27 protein-coding genes are annotated in these 26,921 nt (G+C 33.9%); 18 read left to right on the top strand and 9 right to left on the bottom strand.

The window, feature by feature from the left end:
• The first annotated feature begins 236 nt into the window (after window positions 1–236).
• Window positions 237–4,577, top strand: a complete 4,341-nt coding sequence (locus tag K8B81_RS21055; protein WP_317196959.1) for a PKD domain-containing protein — start codon at window positions 237–239, stop codon at window positions 4,575–4,577.
• Window positions 4,578–4,595: 18 nt separating this feature from the next.
• Window positions 4,596–5,597 (top strand): PorP/SprF family type IX secretion system membrane protein, encoded by a 1,002-nt coding sequence (locus K8B81_RS12910; protein WP_025572680.1) that lies wholly within the window; start codon window positions 4,596–4,598, stop codon window positions 5,595–5,597.
• A 70-nt stretch (window positions 5,598–5,667) separates the two neighbouring features.
• Here the strand turns inward: K8B81_RS12910 and K8B81_RS12905 are convergent, their stop codons facing one another.
• On the bottom strand, window positions 5,668–6,726 hold the full coding sequence (locus K8B81_RS12905) for a hypothetical protein (RefSeq protein WP_223682013.1): 1,059 nt from the start codon (window positions 6,724–6,726) through the stop codon (window positions 5,668–5,670).
• Window positions 6,727–7,089: 363 nt separating this feature from the next.
• On the opposite strand from K8B81_RS12905, the gene K8B81_RS12900 reads away from it, so the two are divergent.
• The 14 genes from K8B81_RS12900 (at window position 7,090) to K8B81_RS12835 (ending at window position 15,649) form a co-directional block, all read left to right on the top strand.
• Window positions 7,090–7,254 carry a hypothetical protein gene (locus K8B81_RS12900; RefSeq protein ID WP_223682012.1) on the top strand — a complete coding sequence of 55 codons (165 nt, stop codon included), beginning with the start codon at window positions 7,090–7,092 and terminating at the stop codon, window positions 7,252–7,254.
• A 58-nt stretch (window positions 7,255–7,312) separates the two neighbouring features.
• Entirely contained in the window at window positions 7,313–9,016 is a 1,704-nt protein-coding gene (locus tag K8B81_RS12895; protein ID WP_223682011.1) for a tetratricopeptide repeat-containing sensor histidine kinase, read from the top strand.
• 6 nt (window positions 9,017–9,022) lie between these two features.
• Entirely contained in the window at window positions 9,023–9,691 is a 669-nt protein-coding gene (locus K8B81_RS12890; protein ID WP_223682010.1) for a response regulator, read from the top strand.
• Between the two features lie 160 nt (window positions 9,692–9,851).
• Window positions 9,852–10,142, top strand: coding sequence for a DUF3892 domain-containing protein (locus tag K8B81_RS12885; RefSeq protein WP_223682009.1), 291 nt, complete (start codon window positions 9,852–9,854; stop codon window positions 10,140–10,142).
• Between the two features lie 2 nt (window positions 10,143–10,144).
• Window positions 10,145–10,369, top strand: coding sequence for a DUF4236 domain-containing protein (locus K8B81_RS21090; protein ID WP_223682008.1), 225 nt, complete (start codon window positions 10,145–10,147; stop codon window positions 10,367–10,369).
• Window positions 10,366–10,581 carry an excalibur calcium-binding domain-containing protein gene (locus K8B81_RS12875; protein ID WP_223682007.1) on the top strand — a complete coding sequence of 72 codons (216 nt, stop codon included), beginning with the start codon at window positions 10,366–10,368 and terminating at the stop codon, window positions 10,579–10,581. Before K8B81_RS21090 ends, K8B81_RS12875 begins: the two co-directional genes overlap by 4 nt.
• Window positions 10,582–10,583: 2 nt before the next feature.
• Complete coding sequence (locus K8B81_RS12870) at window positions 10,584–10,979, top strand: tellurite resistance TerB family protein (RefSeq protein WP_223682006.1); 396 nt, start codon at window positions 10,584–10,586, stop codon at window positions 10,977–10,979.
• 3 nt (window positions 10,980–10,982) lie between these two features.
• Window positions 10,983–12,251: an ABC transporter permease gene (locus K8B81_RS12865; RefSeq protein ID WP_223682005.1), complete on the top strand. Its 1,269-nt coding sequence runs from the start codon at window positions 10,983–10,985 to the stop codon at window positions 12,249–12,251.
• Window positions 12,252–12,255: 4 nt separating this feature from the next.
• Window positions 12,256–13,143 (top strand): hypothetical protein, encoded by an 888-nt coding sequence (locus K8B81_RS12860; protein ID WP_223682004.1) that lies wholly within the window; start codon window positions 12,256–12,258, stop codon window positions 13,141–13,143.
• Window positions 13,144–13,285: 142 nt separating this feature from the next.
• Window positions 13,286–14,350 carry a type I restriction endonuclease gene (locus K8B81_RS12855; RefSeq protein ID WP_223682003.1) on the top strand — a complete coding sequence of 355 codons (1,065 nt, stop codon included), beginning with the start codon at window positions 13,286–13,288 and terminating at the stop codon, window positions 14,348–14,350.
• Window positions 14,351–14,402: 52 nt separating this feature from the next.
• Window positions 14,403–14,636, top strand: coding sequence for a hypothetical protein (locus K8B81_RS12850; protein WP_223682002.1), 234 nt, complete (start codon window positions 14,403–14,405; stop codon window positions 14,634–14,636).
• Complete coding sequence (gene yidD, locus K8B81_RS12845) at window positions 14,633–14,914, top strand: membrane protein insertion efficiency factor YidD (RefSeq protein ID WP_223682001.1); 282 nt, start codon at window positions 14,633–14,635, stop codon at window positions 14,912–14,914. Before K8B81_RS12850 ends, yidD begins: the two co-directional genes overlap by 4 nt.
• Window positions 14,915–15,009: 95 nt before the next feature.
• Window positions 15,010–15,420: a hypothetical protein gene (locus K8B81_RS12840; RefSeq protein ID WP_223682000.1), complete on the top strand. Its 411-nt coding sequence runs from the start codon at window positions 15,010–15,012 to the stop codon at window positions 15,418–15,420.
• A 13-nt stretch (window positions 15,421–15,433) separates the two neighbouring features.
• A complete protein-coding gene (locus tag K8B81_RS12835) occupies window positions 15,434–15,649 on the top strand; it encodes a hypothetical protein (protein ID WP_223681999.1) in 216 nt (71 codons plus the stop codon).
• A gap of 50 nt (window positions 15,650–15,699) precedes the next feature.
• On the opposite strand, the gene K8B81_RS12830 is transcribed toward K8B81_RS12835, so the two are convergent.
• From K8B81_RS12830 to K8B81_RS12795, 8 genes are all read right to left on the bottom strand, one after another.
• The gene (locus tag K8B81_RS12830) at window positions 15,700–16,110 is read right to left on the bottom strand and encodes a VOC family protein (RefSeq protein ID WP_223681998.1); all 411 of its coding nucleotides are present in this window, start codon (window positions 16,108–16,110) and stop codon (window positions 15,700–15,702) included.
• A gap of 194 nt (window positions 16,111–16,304) precedes the next feature.
• Entirely contained in the window at window positions 16,305–16,718 is a 414-nt protein-coding gene (locus tag K8B81_RS12825; protein WP_223681997.1) for a lipocalin family protein, read from the bottom strand.
• 270 nt (window positions 16,719–16,988) lie between these two features.
• Window positions 16,989–17,378 carry a VOC family protein gene (locus tag K8B81_RS12820; protein WP_223681996.1) on the bottom strand — a complete coding sequence of 130 codons (390 nt, stop codon included), beginning with the start codon at window positions 17,376–17,378 and terminating at the stop codon, window positions 16,989–16,991.
• Window positions 17,379–17,456: 78 nt separating this feature from the next.
• A complete protein-coding gene (locus K8B81_RS12815; protein WP_223681995.1) occupies window positions 17,457–18,497 on the bottom strand; it encodes a hypothetical protein in 1,041 nt (346 codons plus the stop codon).
• A gap of 148 nt (window positions 18,498–18,645) precedes the next feature.
• Window positions 18,646–20,085 (bottom strand): TolC family protein, encoded by a 1,440-nt coding sequence (locus K8B81_RS12810; protein ID WP_223681993.1) that lies wholly within the window; start codon window positions 20,083–20,085, stop codon window positions 18,646–18,648.
• Window positions 20,078–23,245 (bottom strand): efflux RND transporter permease subunit, encoded by a 3,168-nt coding sequence (locus tag K8B81_RS12805; RefSeq protein WP_223681991.1) that lies wholly within the window; start codon window positions 23,243–23,245, stop codon window positions 20,078–20,080. Before K8B81_RS12805 ends, K8B81_RS12810 begins: the two co-directional genes overlap by 8 nt.
• 113 nt (window positions 23,246–23,358) lie before the next feature.
• Window positions 23,359–24,438 carry an efflux RND transporter periplasmic adaptor subunit gene (locus K8B81_RS12800; RefSeq protein WP_223681989.1) on the bottom strand — a complete coding sequence of 360 codons (1,080 nt, stop codon included), beginning with the start codon at window positions 24,436–24,438 and terminating at the stop codon, window positions 23,359–23,361.
• Between the two features lie 170 nt (window positions 24,439–24,608).
• The gene (locus K8B81_RS12795) at window positions 24,609–24,992 is read right to left on the bottom strand and encodes a hypothetical protein (protein WP_223681988.1); all 384 of its coding nucleotides are present in this window, start codon (window positions 24,990–24,992) and stop codon (window positions 24,609–24,611) included.
• Window positions 24,993–25,317: 325 nt separating this feature from the next.
• On the opposite strand from K8B81_RS12795, the gene K8B81_RS12790 reads away from it, so the two are divergent.
• Together K8B81_RS12790 and K8B81_RS12785 are read left to right on the top strand one after the other, a co-directional pair.
• Window positions 25,318–25,818: a tetratricopeptide repeat protein gene (locus tag K8B81_RS12790; protein ID WP_029762900.1), complete on the top strand. Its 501-nt coding sequence runs from the start codon at window positions 25,318–25,320 to the stop codon at window positions 25,816–25,818.
• Window positions 25,819–26,002: 184 nt separating this feature from the next.
• On the top strand, window positions 26,003–26,902 hold the full coding sequence (locus K8B81_RS12785) for a MerR family transcriptional regulator (RefSeq protein WP_223681987.1): 900 nt from the start codon (window positions 26,003–26,005) through the stop codon (window positions 26,900–26,902).
• The last annotated feature ends 19 nt before the right edge of the window (window positions 26,903–26,921 follow it).

Here is a 26,921-nt window from a genome sequence, read left to right as displayed (position 1 = left end):
TCATACTAACAATTATTATTTACAAGGTTCTGATTATTATTTGATTCTTTTGACTTATTGTGAAAGAGTTAAAACTATTGTATAAATGATTCGTGATTTATCTCTACAAAAGAAATTTCAGGTTTTATCAATTTTGCTATAAAACTTACAAATTATTCAAAATCATTATTCGTAATCTTTCTTTGATTAAAAAAAAACACATACTTTTACCGCCGAAAATAACCGAATTATACTACATGAAGAAACTTTACTTCTTAACATTACTTTTTATTTCAATAATTACCACAACTGTTTACAGTTTCGAAAACAGTTCAAATAAATTATTTTTACCTCCAACCGTTAATTTCAGTTTTACCAATGATGGTGCCTGTTCCGGCACTCCGGTTACTTTTAACTCCAATGCAAGCGGTACTGGACCTCTTACTTACAAATGGGAATTTGATGACGGGACAACTTCGAGCGAAATGAACCCGACTCACATCTTTACTGCAGTAGGTTGCGGAACTCAGAATTTTAGTGTAAAACTAACCGTTACAGATGCCAGTGGCGAAACTTCTATTACAAAAACTGTTTCTGTAAAACAAAAACCCGATTTAAAATTTACTGATCTAAATGCTCCGGGTTCTAATAAACCTTTTGAAAGATGCGGGGACAATAATTCAAATCCAAAATATACTATTAATGTTGGAAATAGTTCAGCTTCTGCTTCATGTGTAACATCTTATAATGTTAACTGGGGCGACGGAAGTGCGGAAACAAATGTCACTTTTCCAAAAACTCACGAATACCAAAAATTGGGTTCTTTTAATATGGTGATTACTGCCGTTGGAAGCTGTAATAATTCTGTCACGTATGTTGTTAAGAACTCTAATAATCCAATTGGTGCCCTTATCGCTCCCGGAAACACAACTAATTTATGTGTGCCGGTAGACCCAATGGATTTTGCGATTGGTTCCTGGGCACTTAACCCATCAGATACCAGATATGTGGTCGACTATGGCGATGGCACAACTCAACCTTATACTCAGGCACAACTTGAAAGCTCTGTTTATTATAACAGGTTCAATCCTCAGGCTTCACAAAATTTTCCTATTCCACATAAGTTTACAAGGGCTAACTGTCCGTCAGGAAATACTGTTACCTTAACTATTACAACATCTTGTGGAAGCACTTATCTTACTGCTGGTCCCATTATTATTTTAGACGTGCCGGTAATTAGTTTTAACATTCCGTCTGTTGCATGTGTAAATTCAGGTGTACGCTTCAATAATTCAACCTATGCAGGTTATACTAATGGTTGTAGTACTGTGAATGTTTATACCTGGGATTTTGGAGATGGTACAACTTCGAGAGAAGTTAATCCCTATCACTCCTATTCAGCGCCAGGTACTTATAAAGTTACCCTGAATGCTACAACACCTTGTGGTGTCGGGATCACTCCTGCTGCACAATACATCTGTGTGGAACCCGTATTACAGCCACAATTTACTTTTGGCAATGCCTGTGCATCAGAAACAGTTCAGATAAACAATACTACCGACACCAATTTAAGCTGTGGTGTTTCAAGTTTCTTTTGGGATGTGACTGGTTATTCTCCGGCATATTGTGGTAAAGAAACTTCGCCCGGATCAGGAAGAGGTCAATGGAATTTTGCAAACGGAACTTATTCCTCTTCTAAAGATCCTGCTTTTAATTTTACAACCCCAGGAATTTATTATCTAAGACTTAGAACATGGAATTCTTGTGGAATAGAGCGTGAAACCACTCAGGCAATCCATGTAAAAAAGAAACCTGTTATTTCTTTGAAACCAATTTCAGATTTTTGTAAATCGGCAACAATCTACCCTGAAGGATTAGTAGAAGAAACCTGTTCCCCTGCTTCAGAAATTACATACTTATGGAGTTTCCCGGGAGGTACACCGTCAACTTCTACACTACCTAATCCTGGGGCTATTAATTATACGACTACCGGAAATTATGTAGCAACATTTAGTGTTACAAACAGCTGTGGAACCTCAACAGTATCAAGAAATTTTTCTGTTGACATGGTTCTTTCTCCTGTTATAACTCCTAAAACAGCAAAAATATGCAGTGGCAATACTTTTCAGATTACACCTATCAGTAACGGAACAACAGATAATGTCCCTTCAGGAACTACTTATATATGGTCTAATCCAGTAGTTTCTCCACCGGGTGCGGTAAGCGGTGCAAGTGCGCAGTCAAGTCCTAGAACAAGTATTAGCCAGACCTTGATAAATAATACTGCCAGTCCTGCAACGGTAACCTATACTGTATCTCCAATATCGACTTCATGTCCTGGGCCTGATTTTACTGTTACCGTTACGGTAGAACCAATAATAAAAGTAGTTCAGACTATAAAAAATGGCAAATGTTATGGATCAAATGACGGGAGTATCAACATAGTTGTAAGTGGAGGAACACCTTATGCAACAGGAACCCCCTACATAATATCCTGGACAAGTCCTAACGGATTTACGAGTTCAGATCAGGATATTTCTAATTTAAAAGCAGGTACCTATTATTTATCAATCAGAGATAATGGGGGCTGTCCTTTTACTACTTCATATTATGTCTCAGAGCCGGGAGAATTTAGAATTACAGGCGAAAGTAAAAACGACATTACGTGTTTTGGATTAAAAAACGGAACTATCAATACTTCTGTAACCGGCGGTACACCTCCTTACAATTTTGTCTGGACAAAAGATGGAAATCCATATACTGTTAATTCCGGAAACATAAATAATTTAGAAAAAGGAGTATATCAGGTTAAAATAACAGAAGCTAATAATTGTGGTGTACTTACAGGAACCAGTTTTACCGTTATTGAACCACCATTACTGGAAGTAAAATGGGAAAGCCAGGTTGATATCTTATGCTACGGATATAATACCGGTGAAATTAATGTAAGTTCATCAGGAGGAAGACCTAGCCATCGTTACAGCTGGACAGGGCCAAATGGGTTTAGAAGTAATCTTCAAAATTTAAAGAACCTGTATGCAGGTACTTACAATTTAACGGTTACGGACAATTCAGGTTGTACAGTTTCTCTAAAAGTAGAAATACTGCAAAACCCTGAAATTAAATTAAACTACTCTGTTACTCATTTAACTTGTTACAGTGTAAGGGATGGAGTTATAAAAATTAATGGGATTACCGGCGGTGTTCCTTTTACAACCGGTGATCCATATATTATAAAATGGAGCAATTTAGGAACGGGCATGGAACAGTCTAATTTGTCTGCAGGAAACTATCTAATTACCATTACTGATGCTTTGGGATGTCCGAAAGATTTTCTAATAACGATTAACAATGCGCCGGTATTTATGATTAATCCGGACTTTCAAAATATTTCCTGCCATGGAGCAAATGATGCACACATCCGACTTAATCTTGTTGGCGGGCAGGCGCCTCTTAAACTGGAATGGAGTGATGGTTCTACAGCCGGGATTGAAAGAAATAATCTTGGTCCAGGAAGCTATAAGGTAAAAATTACCGATGCTAAATTATGTGTAATCGAGGCAGAATATATCGTTGTTGACCCGCTCGAATTAGAAATAAGAGGAGATGTGTCAAACCCGCTTGACTGCGTTAAAGCAAATACTGGTGTTATTGACCTTGTTGTTACAGGTGGTACAGCCCCTTATACTTATGCCTGGTCTAACGGAGCACGAACTGAAGATTTGAGTCAGCTTACGCCTGATAACTATACGGTTACAGTAACAGATTCAAGAGGCTGTAAAAAATCAGATACCTTTAAAATTATACGATTCGAACAACTTACACCTACAATTGAAATTTTAACTGATTTTAATTGCGATACGAGATTTGTAGATCAGACATTTGTAGGACACGTTAAAGGAGGTATTCCGCCTTATACTTTAAAATGGTCAGACGGTGTTGTTTCTGGTGCTAATGGCGAAATAATGAAAACCGATAATAAAGGGCTAATCATTTTTACCGTTACCGATAGTTTTGGCTGTACTGCCGATGTAAATCATAATGTCAAAAAACCTGTTTTAGGTGTCGCAAATTTTTCTACAAGTTCTTACGGAAAAGAGATGTTTGATCTTTATTCTGTTTACGATCCGGTTAAATTTACAAATCAGGCTACAGGAGACTTCACAAGTACATCATGGGATTTTGGAGACGGTAATTTCTCAACAGAAACCAATCCGGAGCATATTTATACCAGAGAAGGCACCTATACCATCAAACAAGTTGTGAACTATCCTTTTGGGTGTCAGTATTCTTATGAAACCAGTATTCTTGTAGAAAAAGGATATAAGCTCGTTATGCCGAACGCTTTTACACCTAATAATGACGGAATCAACGATTCATTTGCGCCTGTATTTCAGGGGCTCAACAATGTAACCCTGGATATTTATGATACTTGGGGAGGTATTATTTATACAGAAAGCGGGGTTAACATTCATGGCTGGAAAGGAAAAATTAAAGATCTGGACGCTGAAAACGGCAATTACTATTACAGTATAACGGCCAAAACTTTTTACAACCACACCATAACAGAAAAAGGATCATTAACATTAATTAAATAAAAGCAACAGATTAAGAAAATGAGATTAAAATTACTAGTTGTTATACTGATAACATGTTGTTTTTATACCAAAACAAGAGCGCAGGATCCTATTTTTACACAATATTTTTTAGTTCCCGAAACCCTAAATGCTGGTTTTACCGGTTTTATGGAAACTACTTACGCAGGAATTATTCATCGTGAACAATGGCCAGAATTAGATTTAAGCGTGGACACAGATTATGCCTTTGTAAATACCTGGAGTGATAAACTTAACAGCGGAATTGGCTTAAACATTTTAAACCAGAGAGAAAATGCTTCCAAATATAATTTTACACAAATCAATGCCAATTATGCCTACAGGGTAAGAATTAATGATACCTGGACTTTCAGACCGGGTATTGAAGCTGGTTTTGGTCTAAAGTCATTTGCCTTTGGGAATTTACTATTGGAAGATCAGATCAATATAGGCGGTTCAAACAATGCAACTTCTATCGATCCATTGCTAGCTAATGACAGGGTTACTTTTTTTGATGTATCCGCTGGAATGGTTTTCAATACCGATGATCTTTGGATCGGTCTTTCGATGAAACACCTCAACCGACCAAATATTGCCCTGAGTGCAAATGGAAACCTACCATTAAATACTTTTTTCTCGCTAAGCAGCGGATATGAATTTCTGGTAGCAGATTATATTGATGTATTGTTTTTTCCGTATGAGACAAAAATGTTTTTTACTTCAAACTACATGCAGCAAGGTAGATATAACCGATTTGATTTAGGCGCTTCTATCTTATTCGAAAAAATGTTTTTTGGAACAACCTTCGTTACCAATCCTGCTAAAAATGGAATGAACAATGAATTACTAACCTCAGTCAATTTTTTCACAGGACTGCAATACGAACATTTACGATTAGGACTTTCATATGACCTTAATACTACCAAAATAGGAAGAACAGGAGGCGTTTATGAACTTTCATTAACCTATCAGTTTGATTTGTCACGCAAATGCTTTGGATGCCCTAATTATGGGGATAATTAACAATAAATTCTCCCTTTACGTCATAAATAAAAACCTCTCAGAAATAATTTGGGAGGTTTTTTAATTTCAGCTATTTATTTATCACGTATTTATCAATAATATATTTCGTCACGGGTCTTAATGGTTTTTTATTTTCAGGATGTCTTCCATGCGTATTAAAAAATTCCACCCCATCTCCTACTTTCGCATACCAGATAATTGCTTCTCCGTTTTTAAAAAAAGTAGTGGTATCACATACCTTAATTTTTCGAAGGTTAATTATTCTTTCATCAAAAGGTTCGACAACATTGTAGGTTCCTATTCCCTGTATTTCTAAATCACAGCTTACTTCTTCATAATGATCTCCTGACCATTGCATACATTCGTTTTTTTGTGCGCAGTAATAATAAACTAAAAGACCTAGAAAAAAAAGTATTCCTATTCCGACCCATTTATTTCGTTTTATCCAATAATCCTTTTCTGGGCCTGGTTCACTTTCAATGCCCAAAAATAATTCTACTGGCTTAAGAACTTCTGTTGTTTTAACTTTTTTTAAAATATTTTCCTCTTTTGGAATTCCATGATCTATGATTACGCTTTCTTCTTTCTTAGGCAATGCTGTTTTATCTAAATTTTCTTGTTCCGATGAATTTCTCTCTTCATTTAATTTTTCTATTTGAATCGAATCTTCATTTTTAACTTCGCTTTCAATTTCAAACTCTTGAACTGTTTCAGTTTCATCCATCAAATTATTTTCTCCTTCAGCATTTTTCTGACCATTGGTATAATGCTTTTTAAACTTCCCAAAAGGTCTAAATTCAAAATCAACTAAAACTGCAGCGAAATTTATAGTATCAATTTTTGCTGGTTTTGTTTCTCCTTTAAAAAATCTTCCAACTTTTTTAAACTTATCGGTATAAGTAGTTGAAGTATTTTCATTATTTGAATCAAATTTAAATTTAAAAAAATCACTGTATGCATTTAAGTCATCTGTGTTTTCATTTGATTTAAAAATCTTCCAACACAAATCCCTCAAGTTAGCTTGAGACGGATTATTCAAATAATTAGAATAAATCCCATCTTTTTCTTTTTCAAATTTACTTCTAACTGCTTCTTTATAATCATCTTCATTTAAAGTATTGTTATACATAGGCATCACTTTTTATACTATTTTTTTCCGGACAACATCGGATTTTTCAGGACATCTCAAACCTTTATCAGATTTAAATCGACTTTTCAAGGCGTCCTGGAATTCCGTATCAATTCAGGTTTGCAATGGTTGTTACTTTGCCTCAGAATCAAGTTAACGTTTTGATCTGCAGCACAAAACAAAAGTACAAAACTAGTTCAATTAAAAGTGCGGAAAACCGTAAGACGGACTTTATCCGGGAAGTATAAATAAAATTTTACTGTTCTACGCACTTCACTTCCCAACCAAAATTTGGTATTGCCAAACAAGATCCGGACAGAATCCGGACAGCAATACCCATGTCTAATTTTTAAATCAAAAAACATGAAAACTTTATTTTTAATGGGAGCGTTTGCGCTATTGACTACTACATTATTTTCCTGCACAGCTGACGAATATGAAACTGAAACAAAAAAAGAAATAGCACCAACTTATGCTGATGGTCCTGGAGATGATCCAATTAGAGTACCACCTCCACCACCAAAATAATAATATATTAAATTAATAAGTATACAATTAATCATTAATTTCGGGGAAAGTATGTGTTATGCTACGATCCCCGTTTTTATATTTATTTTTTTTTCTCGTTATTCTTTCTTGCAAGGAAAAGGTCCCGAATGCTATTACTACAAATACAACATCTCCTAAAAAAGAAGCAACACGTTTTCGGGAAAAAGCAATAGTCAATTTTGAGAAAAAAAACTTTAACGTTTCTTTTTACAACTTCAATAAATCAAAAATAACTTATGAAAGTTTAAAGGATACTGCTAATGTTGTATACATTCTTATTCAGATGGCCTCAATACAGCAAATAAATGGTGATTATTATGGAAGTAAGCAAACACTAACTGAAGCATTACCTTACATCAAAAAAAAAGATATTTACAGCGCTTCAATTAATAACTATTTTGGTATAGCAGATAAAGAACTTTCATTGTACAACGATGCTATTTACTATTATAACGAAGCAATAAAAGATTGCACAGATTCTATATCAAAACAATCTCCTTTAAATAATATTGCGGTTGTTTACATTCTTCAAAAAAAATATGACAAAGCTATCAACATACTGGAGTCCATTCGAAACAAAAAATTAAGTAATTTAGAGACTAAAGCACGGGTCATAGACAATTTAGGTTATACCTATTTTAAGAAAGGTTTTGCAAAGAAAGGTTTTGTACTAATGACTGAAGGTTTCAATATTAGAACTCAAAATAATGATCCTTACGGAAGTATCGAAAGCCATTTGCATCTATCTGAATTTTACATCAAAACAGATTTAAAGAAATCAAACCAACATGCTCTGGAAGCATACAGATCAGCGACAAAACTTAATAGTATTGATGAACGATTAAGAGCATTACAATTTTTGATCTTAAATGATTTTAGCAAAAAAAACATTGAATATGCGCAAAAATATATCACACTAAACGATAGCATAACTAAAATAAGAAACAACTACAAAAATAAATTTGCCAAAATCAAATACGACTCAAAAAAAGAAAAAGACGAAAACCAGAAACTCCGGTTAGAAAAAGCAGAAAATTTATTGGCACTTCAGGAAGCAAAATACCAAAGAATCTTCTTCATAATTGGGATTATTTCCCTGTTCTGTTTATTGGCTTATCTAAAAAAACGTTATGAAAACCGAAATCGAATTGAAAAAATAAAAACAGCTTACGATACCGAAACCAGAATTGCTAAAGATATCCATGACGAACTGGCCAATGATGTTTTTTACGCTATCACTTACACACAAACACAGTCTTTAACTTCCGGGAACAATAAAGAAACCTTATTACAGAACCTCGATCATATTTATTCACGGGTTCGCGGAATTTCCAGAGAAAATAGTAATGTTGATACCGGTCCTAATTATGCTGTTAACTTAAAAGAAATGCTTTCGACTTATAATAGCAGCAGTACAAATGTTATTATTACAAACATTGAAAAGATAAACTGGGAGAACCTGGATGATGAAAAAAAGGTTACCATCCATAGAGTACTTCAGGAATTAATGGTCAACATGAAAAAACATAGCGAAGCTCCTTTAGTAGCCATTACGTTTGACAGCAAATCGAATTTGGTAACTATCAAATATAGTGATAACGGAAATGGCTGCGAAAAATCAACAATCATAAAAAATGGTTTGCAAAATATGGAAAACCGTATTCTGGCCATAAAAGGAACTATTACTTTTGATACTGAACCCGATAAAGGTTTCAAAGTAAAAATAACAATGCCTAAATAAAAGCCTATGTTTAAAAAAGTAATAATAGCAGAAGATTTTGAAGAATTCAATTTAGCAGTCAAACAAACTTTAATTGATTTCAACATTGTCAATTTTCAACATGCGAAATATTGTGATGATGCTTTTCTAAAAATAAGAAAAGCTATTCAGGATAATGAACCTTACGATTTATTAATTAGTGATCTTTCGTTTAAAAAAGACCATCGCGAGGTAAAAATAATCAGCGGAGATGAACTAATTCAGAAAGTCCGGGAGATACAGCCCAATATCAAAATCATCGTTTACTCAATCGAAGACAAAGGAATTCGCATCAAATCACTTTTTGAAAATGCTGAAATTGATGCTTTTGTATTAAAAGGACGAAACAGTATCGAAGAACTTAAAAAAGCAATCAACATCATTTCGACTTCAGACCAAAAGTTCATCTCTCCGGAAGTAGCATCTGCCCTTCAGGAAAAAAACAACTACGAAATAGATGATGTTGATATTCAGATTCTAAAACATTTGTCTTCGGGCACTTCTCAGGATGAAATCATAGAGATTTTTAAAAATTCAGATATTAAGCCCAACAGTAAAAGCGCTGTTGAAAAAAGACTTTCAAAACTCAAAGACTTTTTTAAGGCAAATAATACCGTTCATCTGGTTTCGATTACAAAAGATATGGGGATAATTTAATTACTCATCATTTTACTTTTTAAGCTCCTTCGGGGGCTTTTTTTATTCCTGGAATTAAAATTTCCCGGATTATGGTTTTCCGTAAAATACTGGTTTTTATTGGTTTTACTTTTGAAATATCAAAACCAATTAAATATTTATTAACTAAATAAAAAACAAAATGGCAACATCACATGAAATTAAATGTATAAATAAATCTGATAGATATAATATACATGAGCGTATTTTAAGTATTGGGGGAATAAATAATAATGGAACACATTGGAAATTATCTTTAGCAGATGCTATAAAAGGTATAGAAGGTGGTGAATGGACTTTTTATGTCAATAATGTCTATGGCCAAAAAGTAAACGTAATAATTGCAAAAACTGTATTGGGAAACAAATACTTGAAAACTGAGGCTGACACAACCGAGAAAAACAATTTATTAGAATTGCCTGAATGTAAATAACCATGGGCTTTCGATTTCAAAAAAGAATTAAGCTTGGAGGCGGACTCGGACTAAATATTAGCAAATCGGGAATTTCTCCAAGTTTAAGAACTAAAATAGGCACATTTAGTAAATCCGGCTATTCTGTAAAAACAGGCATCCCTGGATTAAAATACCAAAATAGCGGATGTTTTGTACTATTCATATTCACAGGACTTTTAACATTTTTAATTTATCAAATAAAATGAAACATAATAAACTTATAATAATTCTACTTGCAGTTTTTACAGTAATAGCATTTTCAATCTCTTGTTCTTCAGATTCAGATTGTCCAACCAAAACTTGTGGCGATTTTGCAAATCAGGCACAAGCACAATCTGCATATGACAATAATAAAAGCTGCTACAAAAACTTAGATTCTGACGGTGATGGTATTGCCTGCGAAAACTTAAAGAAATAAACATGATAACACTAGAACTAAAAAGTCATTTTTTAAGATTATATCAAATGGCATTATCAGATGATCAGTTTGATGTTTTGGAACTTCAAATGCTGTATCATTTTGCAGATGAAAGAGGAATTCCTAAAGAAGAGCTTGATAAGCTTTTTCTAAATCCTGTAAATACAGAGTTTATTGTACCCGAATCTTTAAACACAAAAATTGAATATCTGTATGATCTTACCCGAATTATCTGGGCTGATGGAAAAGTTACGGATGACGAATTGAATATGCTTAGAAAATATTGCAGAAAATTTGATTTCGTTGAAGAAAATATCAATGATTTATCTGACTATCTAATCCATTGCGTACAGAAAAACATTGGTAAAGAAGAAATTATTAGTCAACTAAACGCTTAAGTTATGAAAACACTTTCACAATTATTTAGTTTAAAAAAATCCACAGATGCTGCTTCTAACCTTCTCGAAGAAAATGAAGAAGACAGAGAACAAATCAGAATTACCTATTATCAGAGCGGTTTCGCTGCTTCGATAAAAGCAACAGGCAAACCAATTGTGCTAAAAGCATGTTTACAAAACTTATACATGAGTTTTGAAGATCAGTGCCGAAAACAAAAATTAGAACAGGACAGATTAAAACAGCCTTATCGCGAAGAGCAGGAAAAGAATCGCACAGAACTCAAAAAGTGTGAAGCAGCAATAGGAATTTACGAAAAGAAAGAGCAGGATATCAACGAGTCTGCTGATGAGATAAAAAATGAAATCATCGAAGTAAAACGGAATCCTGATAAATTCGGAATTGAAGACGGTAAAGGCTTAAAGGCACAGTTTTATATCGGCTTGTTTTTACTCCTTCCTATTACACTTTATGTTTTGGTTTTTTATATTTCGGCTTCGTATTCTGCATTTTTCAAAGAATTCTCAAATGACAGTTTAACGGCAGCCATTTTTGATGCCGATGCCTTTACAAATTCTTTTAAAGCTAGCTGGCTTGAAGGAGTTTTAGTCGTAACAATTCCGTTTGTATTTATGGGATTAGGCTATGTAATTCATATGGTACAAAAAGGAAAAGGGATCAAAAATATTTTCAGAATGATTGCCCTTTTTGTCACCACCTTTTTATTTGATGCGCTATTGGCTTATCAAATCGAAAAAAAGATTTATGAGTTTAATAAAACTACAGATTCTGCTCCTTATAACTTAAATATCGCTTTGGGCGAAGCCGAATTCTGGATGATTATTTTTGCAGGTTTTGTTGTCTATATTATTTGGGGACTTGTTTTTGATTTTGTAATGAAAGAATTTGAAAACATTGACAAAATCAGAGCTTTTATAAGAGGCAAAAAAGAAAATCTGATGGATCTGGAAAAACAGAAAATAGAATATATCAATAAGATAAATGATTTCAAACAGCAGATTGTAACGGTAAACGGAAGAATTTCAGAACTCCAGTCTAAAATTGACGGATTTGTTTTTCCGGTAAAAGAATACCTGCACTATCATCATCAATATAAAGAAGGATGGTTTCAGGCCATAAATACAGAAATTGCTTTGGCACATAAAGAAAAAACAGAACTTTTGGAAAGCTGCGAACTTCACTCTGAAGAACATCTGAGCAAATTAAATCTGGTCGATCCTGATTTTCAACATTTAGTATATTCTAAAAACTAATCCTATGAACAATATTATAAAAATTTTCACCCTATTATTATTTTTTGTTCTGGCATTTTCATGCAAACAGCAACCTGAAAAAGACAAAAAAGAAGTGAGCTCTAAAAATACTAAATCCGAAAATTACAATATTAGTATACTTCTTGATTTATCGGACAGAATAAGTATCCAAAAAAATCCTAACCCAACGATGGAATACTACCAGAGAGATTTAGGCTATATAAAATCGGTCTTAGAAGCTTTTACAGCACATTTAAAATCAAAAAGAATCAGGCAGATTGATGATAAAATGCAGTTATTTTTTAATCCCGAACCCAAAGATCCAGAGATCAATTCAATTTCACAGAAGTTAAAAATTGTTATTGATAAAAATAATGCTTCGAAAGATTTACTGAATTCAATCAATGCAAATTACGCTTCACAAACCTCAAAAATATACGAATCAGCTATAAAAGACAACCATTATATCGGCTCTGACATCTGGAGCTTTTTTGATACTAAAGTAAAAGATCAATGCATAGAAATCGATGACCGAAATATTCTGGTTATACTGACAGATGGCTATATGTTTTATGATAATACCATAATGAAGGAAGAAAACCGAACCTCTTATCTTACTCCTGAATGGATTCGAAAAAATGGTTTAAATACTAAAGACTGGGAGACCGATTTTAATGCTAAGAATTTTGGTTTTATTAAAGCCGGCGATAATTTATCTAATCTGGAAGTTTTGGTTTTAGGAATTAATCCGAATCAGAATAATCCTTATGAAGAAAAAGTAATTAAAGCCTATTGGACAAAATGGTTTACCGAAATGAAGATTAAACATTTTGAAATCAAAAATGCCGATCTGCCTTCAAACATGGAAAAAATCATCAAAGATTTCATTTAGAAAAGAAATCCTAAAGAAATTCTCTTTAAAAATTTTACAATTTCATTTTATATCTAAACAAAAAATCAGCTTTTACGGATTTCCATAAAATACTGATTATGATTGATTCTACATTTGAATAATTAATTTAAACCACCAACCAATGGAAATCAATATTCAACTAAAATCATTAGCAGATAAAATCAATCAGTTAAAAAACAAAATTGATACCGAAGAATCTACCAAACATGCTTTTGTACTGCCTTTTATACACGTTCTCGGATACGATGCTTTTAATCCGCTTGAAGTGGTGCCTGAGTTTACAGCTGATCTTGGCTTGAAAAAAGGAGAAAAAGTAGATTATGCTATTTTTCAAAATGGAGAGCCAATCATCATAGTAGAATGCAAAAGCTGGAAAGAAAAACTGACCATTCATAATTCACAGTTATTCCGCTATTTCCATGTGACTAAAACCAGATTCGCTCTTTTGACAAACGGAATCAATTATCAGTTTTTTACCGACTTAGATGCTCCGAATAAAATGGATGAAAAACCATTTCTGGAATTTGACATCACGAATCTTAAAGAAAATACAATTAATGAAATCACCAAATTTCACAAATCGAATTTTAATGTCGATAATATTGTGAGCAATGCGAGTTCCTTAAAATATATTAAGGAAATCAAAAAGCAGATCAATGCAGAACTTGAAAATCCATCCAATGATTTCACCAAACTTTTCGCCAGTAAAGTTTATACCGGAAGATTAACTGAAAAAGTAGTGGACGAGTTTAAAGATTTAGTTCAGAAATCAGTGAGTCAATACATAAACGACCGGATTAATGATCGTCTCAACGCTGCACTTACAAAAGAAACAATTAAACAGCAGGATGAAGAAATAGCTCCTGTTGAAGAAGAAGGCAAAATAGTCACCACTGAGGAAGAACTGGAAGCGTACCGAATTGTTGTGGCGATTTTGAGAAGAAAAATTCCAATTAAAAGAATCGTTCACCGGGACACGCAATCCTATTTCGGAATCCTTTTAGACGATAATAACCGTAAACCGCTTTGTAGATTACATCTTAACGGAGGAAAAAAATACATCAGTCTTTTTAATGATAACAAAACAGAGTCAAAAACTGCCATTTTAGCCATCGAAGATATTTACCATTTTGAAAAAGAATTACTGGATACTGTGGAAATTTATGATGGTCAGGCTCAGATGTGAATATCATTTAAAAAGTGAATTTAAATCAAATTTTTAATTTAATAAATCAAAAATGGAATATAAAGTAGTACCGTTTGTCGCCTCAATTGATCCCAAAAGAGGAACCACAAATCATGTAGCCGAACAATTAGAAAGTTTAATAAAAAATTTCACCAATCAGGGTTGGGAATATGTACGTTTAGAAAGTGTATCAACATTTGTACATCCAGAATCAGGGTGTTTTGGAATTGGAGCTCAGCCAGGTTTCACAACAAATAATCAAATGGTTGTTTTTCAGAAAAAATGAAATATCTAATACTGTTCGTAATTCAAATATACTGGAAAGTCATACCTGCTTCTAAAAGAAAAAAATGCATTTTCAAAAAATCCTGCTCAAATTATGTTTTTGAAACCACTCAAAAAGAAGGTTTTATAAGCGGTTTAAAAGCATTCCGATTCCGATTCCAAAATTGCAGAGCTGGTTGCCAGGTTTTTAAAGATCCAGTAAATGGTAAAATCCAAATAATTCTTCCCTCTCAGATTATAGTTGAAAAAGAAGAAATGTCGGAAAGGTTAACTCATTGAAAACAAAAGGAATAAATCAAGTATAAATACTCATTTTAAAATACCAAATTATATTTAAATTTATTCCATTGACGAAGTGTAAAACCACGTCGCCCATGCTGAAAAACTACTCCATCCTGTCCTTGGTATTATTAATATTTTCCTGCAAAAAAGCTGATGCTCCTCCATCTCCGCAAATCAATTCTTTTTACAAAAAAGTAATCTCGGCAGATGACCGCAAAACAATAACACCCGAAGAAGCCAAAACGTTTCATGTTGACAAAACGTATCAATACGAATACAGAACCGGATATTCAGGACATTATGAGTATAATTATGATGTAAAAGGAGTTAATAGTAAAGGCGAATCGGTTTTTGGGAATATTAATGTCGAAGGAAAATACGGTGCCGGAATTTTAATAAACGACAGCATTGGAGATATCGAAATTAATACAGAGTGGATTTCTTACGGAAAGCTAAAAGGTTATGATAAAAAAAGAAACGAATATTATTTAATGGTCAAATAAACAAACACTTCACATGAAATATAACTTATTATTAATTCTCATGGTTGTTTTACTTTCTTCTTTTCAACCTGTCGAGAGCAGTGTTTTTATATGCGGGCCAAGAGGTGCTAAAAAATATCACTATTCTGAAAATTGCCGCGGACTTACTGCCTGCAGGCATGAAATTATAAAAACCTCGCTGAAACAGGCACAGGGTTATGGGCTCACACTTTGCGGTTGGGAAGATTAAAAACAAGAACCTCCCAGAATATATCTGAGAGGTTTATAGCTAATAGAATACTAAGCTGGTTCCCAAAGTTCAATTTTATTTCCTTCAGCATCCATAATATGCACAAATTTCCCGTAATCGTAAGTTGCAATATCATCCAGTATAGTTACCCCATTTTCTGTAAGCTGAGCTACTAATCCTTCAATGTTCTGAACGCGATAATTAATCATAAAATCTTTTTTCGACGGAGAAAAATAGTCATCTCCTTTTTTAAAAGGACTCCATTGAAGCGAGTTTATTTCCTCTGGCTTATTGAGATCCCGGGATTCAAAACTGGAAGTACCCCAGTCACTGATTTCAAAACCTAAATTTTTCGCATACCAGTCTTTAGTTTTCTGCGGATCATCTGAAAAGAAAAAAATCCCGCCAATTCCTTTGACCTTAGGTATTAAATTATCTGCATTACTTTTTTGATCTTCCATATTTATCGTTTTGAGTTAGTCAAAATCTCAACTAATATAATCAAAATCAATTATATATTAGTTTATTTAAAAACAAAAATCTTATCTAAACTGCTTAATTTTAATTCCGTTTTATAAACAAAAAAAAACGGAAATAACACATAGCTGTTATTCCCGTTTTAATACTAATTCAAATGAATGTTTTTGATCTAAGATTATCTTTTATAAACTGTAATCACGCCAGTCACTTTTTCTTTTAATTTCAACTCTTTATTAGTAAGGTTCATAATATCAGAAGTTGTACTTACACCATCAAAAGTTAGAGTCAAATCATTATGCGATCTTACATAAGTTCCATTTGTTTCAGTTTTGTCACAATTATCATTATAATCGCCCATAACTGCAACATTGCTCAATCTTAGCTCTAAATAATCTTTTTCTGTAGCGCAATCTTGTTCTACATCAGTTAAAACCTCTTTCCCATTAACTATTATTCCAGTTTGGCTTAACTCATATTTTCCTTGGATTGGTACTATTGTTTCTCCGTCATTGTCTTCATTGCTGCAAGATGTTGTTGCGAATAATCCAAAACTTAAGGCTAATACGTATAAAAAATTTCTAGTTTTCATGTTTTTTGTTTTAAAAATTATAATTTGATTTTATTTTACGAATTTACATTCGGTACAATTCAAATTTGTTTCATAATTTTTAAAATAACTTACATAATTGATATTTGAGTAATAAAAAGATGATTTTAGTGTAATTATAGTAAGAATTAAACAAAAAAACCTTTTAAAATAGCTTCTAAAATAGCTTCAGAAGGTTTTAATTAAGAAGCGTTCTGTTAGTTCATGCTTCAAATTTTAGATTCATAATATTTTTAAACTCTCTCGTATTACTTATAAGACATACCCAATTTCCCAAATGTGACCAAAAGGGTCCTTTAATTTTCCAATTCGCCAGTCTTCTTCTGTAGTCATGGGACATATTGCTGTAGCACCATATTTTAAAGCTTGTTCAAATAACTCATCTGCATTTTGAGTTGTAAGTATCAATCTGACAGCACAATTAGATTCGATATCAGGACTTATGTTACCAAACTCCGGCTCTTCATCTCCAATAAAAAAGGAGGCATTTTCAAGGAGTAATTCAGCACTTAATTTTCCGTTTGGCAATTCATACTTTGCTTTTACGGTTGCAGCAAAAGCAGAGACATAAAAATTAAGAGCTTTTTTACCATCATTTACAGTAAGAAAAGGTTTTATACTTATTGTTGTGTTAAGTGTCATTTTATAATGATTTTAATTCGTTTTTTTATATATAAACATGCAGATTCAGGGTGCAAACGAGCCTAGATCAAATGTTATCTAATTGCTTAAAATATTAAAAATTTCTTGGGCTTTGAATCTTACTAATTCTTTATAATTTTCATTTGGAACTTCAATTTCATCAATATAATTCCCAATTTCATTTTCATTATTTTTATATAATTCAGAATAACTTACTCGAAATTTATCAAAATATTCAACTTGACTTATCATAGTAGTAGTTCGTTGCAGAATTACATAGAAGAATTCTTTTTGCATCGACAGATTTTTAGAAGCAAAAGACAAAATTTGTTCGTAGCATTTTACTATTCTGATTATCGGATGAGGATGACTATTTTCTTTGTAATAGATGTTCTGAAATAAATTCCCAGAAAAAATGATTATCATATTAGCTGCTGTAAATAATAAGCCAGTTAAAGAATTAAGTAAAGGGATTGTATCAAATTGGTTATTAGTGTTTTTAACTTCTTCAAGTAATCTTGACGTGCTCATTATAGAACCAAATAAATCAGCATCAAACTCATAGATATGTTTTTTAATTTCAAATACCTGTTCTAATGAATATTGTTCTTGCAAATCATATCCATTACTTTCATTTGCTTCGTATAATTGTATAATATGCGCAAGTTCATGATAGAACAGATAATCAATACAACATACATTTGAGATTTGTTTTAATTTTTCTTTTTCATCTTCTTCAATAGTTAAACTTGCAATATTTTCGTGAATAAAAAGTTCAATTGAGTCATTGATAATATCTTCTAATTTTTCAATAAGTCCAATGTTTAGTGTAATTATAGAATGTTGTTCTTTTACCTTCGCACTTCCATTAAAAGTATAATTGTAATTGATTGCGAAGTTTAAATTGATATTTAGTTTTTTAGATGCTTTGTTACATAACTCAATACATATATCAATACATTTCGTAGCAAATTCTTCGTTTTTAAATACATTAAATTCTGACTTATCAAGTAAGTGTAATTTTAATTCAGGAAATCGAGTTTTTGCTTCTTGGATGTGAGCACAATAGTCCATAAATATTCTATAAGTTATACAGTAAATAACACCGACTAAAACCATTTCTTATGGTTTTGGTATCATAAGGTATTATTTCAGCTAATATAACAATCTAATCATCTCACTCATAAAATCATCCACAAAAAAACCTCCCGAAAATTCTAACTTTTCCGGGAGGTTCAATCCTACAACTATTAATAAAAAAATGATATTATTTCCAGCCTCCGCCTAAGTCTTTATAGACATAAACTGCTGCATTAAGCTGTTCTTTTTTGGTGTCTATCAATTCTAATTTTGATTCTAAAGCATCACGCTGGGTCATCAAAACTTCGAAATAATCTACTCTTGCCGATTTAAACAAGTCATTCGAAACCTCGATCGATTTGTTTAAGGCCTCAACCTGCTGTGATTTTAAATCGTAGCTTTTTTGTAAATTATCAATTTTAGAAAGCTGATTCGAAACTTCCAGATACGCATTCAAAATGGTACGGTCGTAATTGTACAATGCCTGAAGCTGTCTTGCATTGGCACTTGAAAACTCCGCTTTGATAGCGTTTCTGTTAATCAGTGGTGCTGCTAAATCTCCTGCCAGCGAGTACAAAATAGATTCCGGAAACGTAAACAAATAAGACGGTTTAAAAGCCTGCACGCCAAATGCTGCCGAAATATCAAGCGAAGGATAAAACTCGGCACGGGCTACTTTTACATCTAATTTGGCTGCCACCAATTCTAATTCGGCTTGCTTTACATCCGGACGGTTCATCAATAACTGAGATGGAATTCCGGATTTTACTTCTGCAGGCAATAACGTTAAAAAGTTAGTATTGGTTCTCTTTACTTCCTGCGGATATCTTCCCAATAAGAAATTGATTTTATTCTCGTTTTCTTTAATTTTCTGAAGAATATCAAACTCTAAACTTTTAGAAGTCAAAACCTCAGCCTGAAACTTCTGCACGCCAAGTTCTGTAGCTCTCGAAGCCTGTTTTTGAATTTTTACAATTTCTAAGGCATTGGTTTGCAATTCGATAGTTTGTTTTACAATATCCAGCTGACTGTCTAAAGCTAATAATTCGTAATACGAATCGGCTACCTCAGCAATCAGATTGGTGATCACAAAGTTTTTGCCTTCCACAGTTGCCAGATAGCGGTTTAATGCCGCTTTTTTAGAATTGCGCAATTTTTTCCATATATCTACTTCCCAATTGGCATAAGCAGCAATAGTAAAATCTCCTAAAGGATCCGGCATTTCTACACCTGGTTTAATTTCTGTAGTGGCATCACCCGCACCCTGACTGGTGTATCGCCCTACTTTTTCTACTCCTGCTCCGGCACGTACGCCTACAGACGGCAGTAAAAGTCCTTTTTTAACCCGGATATCATTTTTTGCAATTTCGATTTCCTGCAGTGTAATATTTAGTTCCTGATTGTTCTTTAAGGCTGCATCAATTAAGTCAATTAGATTTTGATCCTTAAAAAATGTTCTCCATTTCATAGAACCGGTATTGACTGTGTCCAGATTTTTGACTGCTCCAAATGATTCGGGTACAGGGGCACTTGCCGTTGCAGTCTCGGCTACAGGGGCTTTACAGCCCACTACAGCAAGACAAAGACCTAATGCAATACTATATTGATATGCTTTGAATTTATACATGATTGTTGTCAATTTCTTCAGTTAATGGATTCTCTTCTTCATGTTTTACCAGTTTATGTTTCTCGGCAATTTTAGCAAAGATGTAATACAAGCCCGGAATTACGAATACTCCGCAAATCGTCCCGATTAACATACCTCCTGCTGCTGCAGTACCAATAGTTCGGTTACCAATTTTTCCCGGACCGGTGGCAAAAACAAGCGGTATTAATCCGGCAATAAATGCGAATGAAGTCATCAAAATAGGACGGAACCTTGCCTTTGCACCTTCCATAGCAGCTTCTAAAACCGTTTTGCCTGCAGCATGTCTCTGGATGGCAAACTCTACAATCAATACGGCATTTTTACCTAATAATCCGATAAGCATTACCATGGCTACCTGCGCATAAATGTTGTTTTCTAATCCTGCAATCTGCAATAAAAGGAAAGCACCAAAAATACCGGCAGGAAGAGAAAGAATTACTGATAATGGCAGAATAAAACTTTCGTACTGAGCTGCAAGGACCAGATATACGAATCCTAAACAAATTAAGAATACCCAGATTGCCTGATTACCTTGTGCTACCTCATCGGCAGAGATTCCCGCCCAGTCAATATCATATCCCCTTGGTAATTTTTTTGCAGCCACTTCCTGAATCACCTTAATCGCAGTACCGGAACTGTAACCTGCAGCCGGAGAACCACTGATCTGCGTAGAAGTGTACATATTGTGACGTGTGATTTCTGAAAGTCCATATACTTTTTCCAGTTTCATAAAAGCAGAATACGGCACCATCTCATCACGATTGTTTTTTACATACAACTTCAAAATATCATCTGGCTGTGCACGATATTCCGGCGAAGCCTGAACGATTACTTTATAGTTAATTCCAAATTTGATAAAACTGATTTCATAATTACTACCTACAAGAGTTGACAGGGAATTCATGGCGTTTTCGATTGAAACCCCCTTCTGCTGTGCGAGGTCATTATCTACTTTCATCATAAATTGTGGGAAACTGGCACTGTAAAAACTAAACACATTGGATAATTCAGGCTGTTTGTTTAATTCAGCCACAAAATCGTTGTTTACCTGCTCCATTCTCTTGTAATCTCCAGAACCTGTTTTATCTAACAAACGAAGCTCGAATCCTCCGGCAGCTCCATAACCAGGTACAGCTGGCGGTTGGAAAAACTCGATATTAGCTCCTGCGATATCTTTGCATTCTTCCTCCATTTCATGCATAATCTCCAGAACAGATTCTTTTCTTTCACTCCAGTCTTTTAGATTCACCAAACAAGTACCTGAGTTTGCTCCTGTACCTTCTGAGAGGATTTCATAACCTGCTAATGAAGAAACAGATTTCACTCCATCAATATGTTCTGCAATTTTTTGAACTCGCTCTGCAATATTGTTGGTTCTTTCTAGTGAAGATCCTGGTGGTGTCTGGATAACCGCATAAAACATTCCCTGGTCCTCATTTGGAATAAATCCGGAAGGCACGTTACTGCTTATTAGCCATGTTCCGGCACAAAATCCTAAAAGCGCCACAATGGTAACCACTCTTCTGTTGACAATTTTACCTAATAAATTTTGGTACTTGCCCTGCGCCAGATTAAACTTGTTGTTGAAACCATCGATAAACCGGTCAGCAAGAGTTTTTTTCTTAGGTTTACCATGATTGTTTTTTAACATCATCGCACACAGTGCCGGAGTCAGAGTCAATGCCACAATACCCGAAAGAATAATTGCTGTGGCCATGGTAACTGAAAATTGTCTGTAAAATACCCCAACTGGTCCTGACATAAAGGCCACCGGAATAAATACTGCCGCCATAAGAAAAGTAATTGCAATGATTGCCCCCGCAATTTCGTGCATTGCTTTTTTAGTAGCCTTAAATGGCGACAGATGTTCTTCTTCCATCTTGGCGTGAACGGCTTCGATAACCACAATCGCATCATCGACGACGACCCCGATTGCTAATACCAAAGCGAATAACGTAATTAAGTTCAGCGAAATATCAAAAAATGTCATAAACACAAAGGTTCCTACAAGCGATACCGGAACCGCAATGGCCGGAATAACCGTTGAACGCCAGTCTCCTAAGAAAAGGAAAACAACTAATCCTACCAGAATAAAAGCTTCAACCAACGTGTGAATTACCTTTTCGATAGAAGCATCAAGGAATTTAGAAACGTCATATGAAATTTCATAATCCATTCCTTTTGGAAATCTTTGCTTTATTTTTTCCAGCTTGGCTTTTACTTCTTCGATAACCTGATTGGCATTACTTCCAAAAGATTGTTTCAATACAATCGCAGCAGATGGTTTTCCGTTCAAATTCGAATAAATATCATACATCGAGCTTCCAAACTCTACTTTAGCAATATCTTTCAAACGTAAAAGCTCTCCGTTTGGATTTGATTTTACGACAATATTCTCATATTGTTCTTTTGTAGTAAAACGTCCGGAATATTTTAATACATATTCAAATGCCTGAGAACGTTTTCCTGAACTTTCCCCTGTTTTACCCGGAGAAGCCTCCAGACTCTGACTTGATAAAGCTTCCATTACCTCATCTGCAGAAATTTTATAAGCCAGCATACGATCTGGTTTCAGCCAGATACGCATGGCATATTCACGTGTTCCTAAGATATCTCCGGAACCAATACCGTTTACCCTTTTTAATTCAGAAAGTACGTTAATATCGGCATAGTTGTATAAAAACTTCATGTCGGTATTTGGGTCTGTACTATAAAGGTTCACGTACATCAGCATACTTGGTACTTCTCTGGTAATTTTGATACCTTCACGAATTACCAAAGGAGGAAGTTTATTGGTAACAGAAGCCACACGGTTCTGAACGTTAATTGCCGCCTGGTTAGGATCTGTACCTAAGTTAAAAACTACTTTTATTGTTGCTTCACCATCGTTTCCGGCATCTGAAGCCATATACTTCATTCCGGGAACTCCGTTTAAGGCTCTTTCCAAAGGAATAACAACCGCCTTAACCATCAATTCTCCGTTAGACCCAGGATAGTCTGCAGTAACATTTACCATCGGAGGTGAAATGGTAGGGAATTGGGTAATTGGCAAACTCAATACCGATAAGACCCCTAAAAAGACAATTATCAACGATATTACTATCGAAAGAACAGGTCTTTGAATAAATTTATTAAACATCTGTTTATTTTTTTTATGATTGAACTAAAAAAAAGTTTAAAATTGTTTCAGGTTTAAAGTTTCAGGTTAAACTCAACTTGAAACCTGATACTTTACACAACAAAAACAAAAAACTATTCTGCTTTTAGTCTTAAATTGTTGATTACCTTTTGAGGAGCGATATAAGTGTAATTGATTTTATCCCCTTCTTTTACTTTCTGAACACCTTCAAGTAAAATCTTATCATTTTCTGTCAGTCCGCTGCTTACAACATATAAATCCGGAATTTCACCAGTAATCGTGATTTCTTTTGCGCTTACCTTATTGTTCTTATCGACAATAAACACGTATTTTTTATCCTGAATTTCGTAAGTCGCTTTTTGTGGAATCACAATAGCATTTTTTAAAGGAACCAGCATCTGAACTTTCCCGGTTTCTCCGTTTCTAAGTAATTTTGAATTATTAGCGAACCTTGCCCTAAAAGCAATATTTCCGGTTTCGTTATTAAATTCACTTTCGATAACCTCAACATTTCCTTTGTACTTAAAAGGTTCCCCGTTGGCCAAAAGCAGCCCTACTTTTGTTTCTGCACGGTCTTTTACATCGGTTTGATATTGCAGGTATTCCGGTTCAGAGACATTAAAATAAGCAAACATCTGAGAGTTGTCAGAAAGACTGGTCATCAATTCTCCTTCATCAATAAGACTTCCTAATTTTAACGGAATACGGTCAATCGTTCCGTCAAACGGAGCTTTGATTTCCGTAAATGACAAATGAAGTTTTGCCAGTGCCACCTCTGCTTTTGCAGATTGCAGTTTTGCCTGTGCAACACTTAGTTCATTTTTAGAAACTACATTTTTATCTGCCAGGGTTTTGGCGTTTAAAACTTCTATTTCTGCAGATTTTTGTTCTGCCTGCGCTTTCAGTAATTCTGCCTGATACATATTTGGCATAATTCTGAACAATAACTGACCTGCTTTTACAAACTGGCCTTCATCAACATAAATATTTTGTAAAAACCCTTTTTCCTGGGCACGGATTTCGATGTTGCGTACAGAACGAATCTGCGAAACATACTCTTTTGTAAATGAAGTGTCTATTTTTACAGGATTGGTTACTGTAAATTTTTCTGCTTCCTCTTTTTCTTCTTTTTTAGATGTACAACTGGTTAGGCACACTAAGGCAATTAAGCCTGTGAAAACAATTCTTTTCATGATTTAAGTATGGAAATTAAGCGATTGAATGCTTGGAATAAAAAATTCCTTTAAAGGTAAAAAGCATCAGTAACCATAGTCAGAACAAAACTGTCCCATGTGAAGAAGTAAAAATATACATCACGAGATATGAATGCTCATAACTCAGGCAACCGATGTATAAGTATTTATCAGATTCTTAAAACGCGCTGCGTAATGTAAATAGGATTTGAATAGCCACAGAATGGCACAAAGAATTTGAAATAATGGTGATAATTTACAGTAATCTGATCTGAGAATGTCAGATACCAATTATCAAGCAGACTATAATTTGCAGCAAAAATTTTGCCTCCTAAATCATTTTTAAGAGCATCGCCTCCCAGAAATTCCTCATCCAAATCAAGGTCGGCTTCTTCAATTATAGAAGTTCCCTGTTCGTGAGTGATATATTTTACACGGTGTTTATGCTCATAATTGTGAGATGAAGAATTTTGATGGGTACCGGCATTGATATATTGCCCTCCGCCCAGCAGAAGGAAATTCATGAATACCAGAAATATAATTATTCTTCTCATATTGGTTGCGAAAGTAAGGAAAGAATTGAAACAAAAAAATAAATTTTAATAAGGTTTAACAACTATAAACGAACTAAAACGTTTTCTTTCGCTCATTAAAAATTTAACAAATTAATTTTCAGATTTAATTTGTAAAAAATAGAAGACTTTTTTCATTATCAAATAAATCCTTTTTCATTTTTTAACTACTGGTTATCATTTAAATAACTCAAAAACACAAAATTATTTCTTCAATTCAGTCTATTTTTGGGTAAAAGAACTTCTCTTACAAATAAATATTTCTATATTCGTTTAACAAATATCAATTAACCCCAAATTAGTTTTTATGAAACACGTATTACTTACTTTATTTTTTATGGCGACCTGTTCAGTATGGTCACAATCAGCAACTGGTTATTTCGATAAAGCAATGAAGAAAGCTGAAGCCGGTAACACAAAAGGCGCCATTGCAGACTACACAAAGGCAATCAGTATGAATTCAAAATTTGTAGAAGCCTATCAGAACCGTGGTGTAGCCAAATTCAAGCTAAACGATTTCACTGGTGCTTTGGCTGATTTTAACAAAACCATCGAGTTAGATAACATGAATGCTGATGCCTATACAGGAAGAGCAAATGTGAATTACAAACTATTAAATTATCCTGATGTTATTAAAGATTGTTCTTATTCCATTATGCTAAATCCAAAAGATTATGTGTCTTATAACCTTAGGGCATTAGCCTATAACAAATCAGGCGACAAAAAAAATTGCTGTAAAGACTTCTCTAAAGCAATAGAATTAGGCAGCCAGAGCGCTATTAAAAACAGGGCTACTTTCTGTAAATAAATATCATAGCAACATAACCAAGCAATCTGTAGAATTTTTACAGATTGCTTTTTTATATAAACTCAAATCTGTTACGGCTGGAAAATCGTCTTTTTAAACCTTAATTTTTTAAAAATCTTTCATTTCAATCCGGTTTCAAATGTTATCATATTTTATTTTATTTTTGTTCATCCAATAACAAAAAATGACAAACAATATCAAAACCGTTTTCAGCATAAAAGATCTGGAAAACTTATCCGGCATTAAAGCACATACTATCCGCATATGGGAGAAAAGATATAATATTCTGGAACCAATGCGAACAGATACCAATATCAGGCTTTATAATTTGGTTAGTCTGCAAAAACTGCTCAACATTACACTGCTGCATGAGTACGGTTACAAAATATCTAAAATAGCCACTTTTCCTGAAGAAAAAATTCCTCAATTAGTTCGTGAAATTATTTCTATGAAAAATTCGCAAAACTATGCCATCAACTCGTTTAAGATGGCTATGATGAATTTCGATCAGGAGCTTTTTTTTAACACCTTCGACTGGCTGATTTCTGAAAAATCATTTCAGCAGGTTTTTAAAGAGCATTTTCTTCCTCTGCTGAAAGAATTAGGACTTTTATGGCAATCACAAACCATCAGCCCGGCAAATGAACATTTCATGAGCCATCTGATCAAACAAAAAATATTAATTTATACCGAAGAACTTCAAATTCTGAAACCCACCAAAACAGATAAAGTATTTGTACTTTCATTACCATTGAATGAAATTCATCAAATAGGATTACTGTATCTTCAATACGAAATCTTACTTCAGGGTTACAAAAGTATTTATCTGGGCGAAAGTATGCCAATAGAAAACCTCGAAGACCTTACCAAACATTTCAATACCATCACATTTGTAACTTTTATGACTGTGCAGCCTGACCGCGGAATTGTGAATCAGTATGTAAAAACAATGGAACAAAAATTACTTTTAAAAAGCAATGAAATTTGGCTGATAGGTAAAATGACAGAACATATTGATCGCAAAAAACTTTCTGAAAGAACTTTTGTTTTTGATACCATGGAAGAAACACTTCAAAAAATATAATTTTGTTTAAAGTTTTTGT

Origin of the sequence: Flavobacterium hibisci, assembly GCF_020026925.1 — a bacterium.
In the GTDB taxonomy this organism is placed as follows: domain Bacteria; phylum Bacteroidota; class Bacteroidia; order Flavobacteriales; family Flavobacteriaceae; genus Flavobacterium; species Flavobacterium hibisci.
This window is presented reverse-complemented; position numbering and strand designations above follow the sequence as displayed.

What these genes read in the sequence shown, in the direction of transcription:
- K8B81_RS12825 (WP_223681997.1), bottom strand. Translation starts at nt 16,718, where the DNA reads ATGAAAACTAGAAATTTTTTATACGTATTAGCCTTAAGTTTTGGATTA.
- K8B81_RS12900 (WP_223682012.1), top strand. Translation starts at nt 7,090, where the DNA reads ATGAAAACTTTATTTTTAATGGGAGCGTTTGCGCTATTGACTACTACA.
- K8B81_RS12820 (WP_223681996.1), bottom strand. Translation starts at nt 17,378, where the DNA reads ATGACACTTAACACAACAATAAGTATAAAACCTTTTCTTACTGTAAAT.
- K8B81_RS12815 (WP_223681995.1), bottom strand. Translation starts at nt 18,497, where the DNA reads ATGGTTTTAGTCGGTGTTATTTACTGTATAACTTATAGAATATTTATG.
- K8B81_RS12805 (WP_223681991.1), bottom strand. Translation starts at nt 23,245, where the DNA reads ATGTTTAATAAATTTATTCAAAGACCTGTTCTTTCGATAGTAATATCG.
- K8B81_RS12850 (WP_223682002.1), top strand. Translation starts at nt 14,403, where the DNA reads ATGGAATATAAAGTAGTACCGTTTGTCGCCTCAATTGATCCCAAAAGA.
- K8B81_RS12785 (WP_223681987.1), top strand. Translation starts at nt 26,003, where the DNA reads ATGACAAACAATATCAAAACCGTTTTCAGCATAAAAGATCTGGAAAAC.
- K8B81_RS12870 (WP_223682006.1), top strand. Translation starts at nt 10,584, where the DNA reads ATGATAACACTAGAACTAAAAAGTCATTTTTTAAGATTATATCAAATG.
- K8B81_RS12855 (WP_223682003.1), top strand. Translation starts at nt 13,286, where the DNA reads ATGGAAATCAATATTCAACTAAAATCATTAGCAGATAAAATCAATCAG.
- K8B81_RS12835 (WP_223681999.1), top strand. Translation starts at nt 15,434, where the DNA reads ATGAAATATAACTTATTATTAATTCTCATGGTTGTTTTACTTTCTTCT.
- K8B81_RS12810 (WP_223681993.1), bottom strand. Translation starts at nt 20,085, where the DNA reads ATGTATAAATTCAAAGCATATCAATATAGTATTGCATTAGGTCTTTGT.
- K8B81_RS12890 (WP_223682010.1), top strand. Translation starts at nt 9,023, where the DNA reads ATGTTTAAAAAAGTAATAATAGCAGAAGATTTTGAAGAATTCAATTTA.
- K8B81_RS12865 (WP_223682005.1), top strand. Translation starts at nt 10,983, where the DNA reads ATGAAAACACTTTCACAATTATTTAGTTTAAAAAAATCCACAGATGCT.
- K8B81_RS12790 (WP_029762900.1), top strand. Translation starts at nt 25,318, where the DNA reads ATGAAACACGTATTACTTACTTTATTTTTTATGGCGACCTGTTCAGTA.
- K8B81_RS12800 (WP_223681989.1), bottom strand. Translation starts at nt 24,438, where the DNA reads ATGAAAAGAATTGTTTTCACAGGCTTAATTGCCTTAGTGTGCCTAACC.
- K8B81_RS21090 (WP_223682008.1), top strand. Translation starts at nt 10,145, where the DNA reads ATGGGCTTTCGATTTCAAAAAAGAATTAAGCTTGGAGGCGGACTCGGA.
- K8B81_RS12830 (WP_223681998.1), bottom strand. Translation starts at nt 16,110, where the DNA reads ATGGAAGATCAAAAAAGTAATGCAGATAATTTAATACCTAAGGTCAAA.
- K8B81_RS12795 (WP_223681988.1), bottom strand. Translation starts at nt 24,992, where the DNA reads ATGAGAAGAATAATTATATTTCTGGTATTCATGAATTTCCTTCTGCTG.
- K8B81_RS12840 (WP_223682000.1), top strand. Translation starts at nt 15,010, where the DNA reads ATGCTGAAAAACTACTCCATCCTGTCCTTGGTATTATTAATATTTTCC.
- K8B81_RS12905 (WP_223682013.1), bottom strand. Translation starts at nt 6,726, where the DNA reads ATGTATAACAATACTTTAAATGAAGATGATTATAAAGAAGCAGTTAGA.
- K8B81_RS12885 (WP_223682009.1), top strand. Translation starts at nt 9,852, where the DNA reads ATGGCAACATCACATGAAATTAAATGTATAAATAAATCTGATAGATAT.
- K8B81_RS21055 (WP_317196959.1), top strand. Translation starts at nt 237, where the DNA reads ATGAAGAAACTTTACTTCTTAACATTACTTTTTATTTCAATAATTACC.
- K8B81_RS12860 (WP_223682004.1), top strand. Translation starts at nt 12,256, where the DNA reads ATGAACAATATTATAAAAATTTTCACCCTATTATTATTTTTTGTTCTG.
- K8B81_RS12895 (WP_223682011.1), top strand. Translation starts at nt 7,313, where the DNA reads ATGCTACGATCCCCGTTTTTATATTTATTTTTTTTTCTCGTTATTCTT.
- K8B81_RS12875 (WP_223682007.1), top strand. Translation starts at nt 10,366, where the DNA reads ATGAAACATAATAAACTTATAATAATTCTACTTGCAGTTTTTACAGTA.
- K8B81_RS12910 (WP_025572680.1), top strand. Translation starts at nt 4,596, where the DNA reads ATGAGATTAAAATTACTAGTTGTTATACTGATAACATGTTGTTTTTAT.
- yidD (WP_223682001.1), top strand. Translation starts at nt 14,633, where the DNA reads ATGAAATATCTAATACTGTTCGTAATTCAAATATACTGGAAAGTCATA.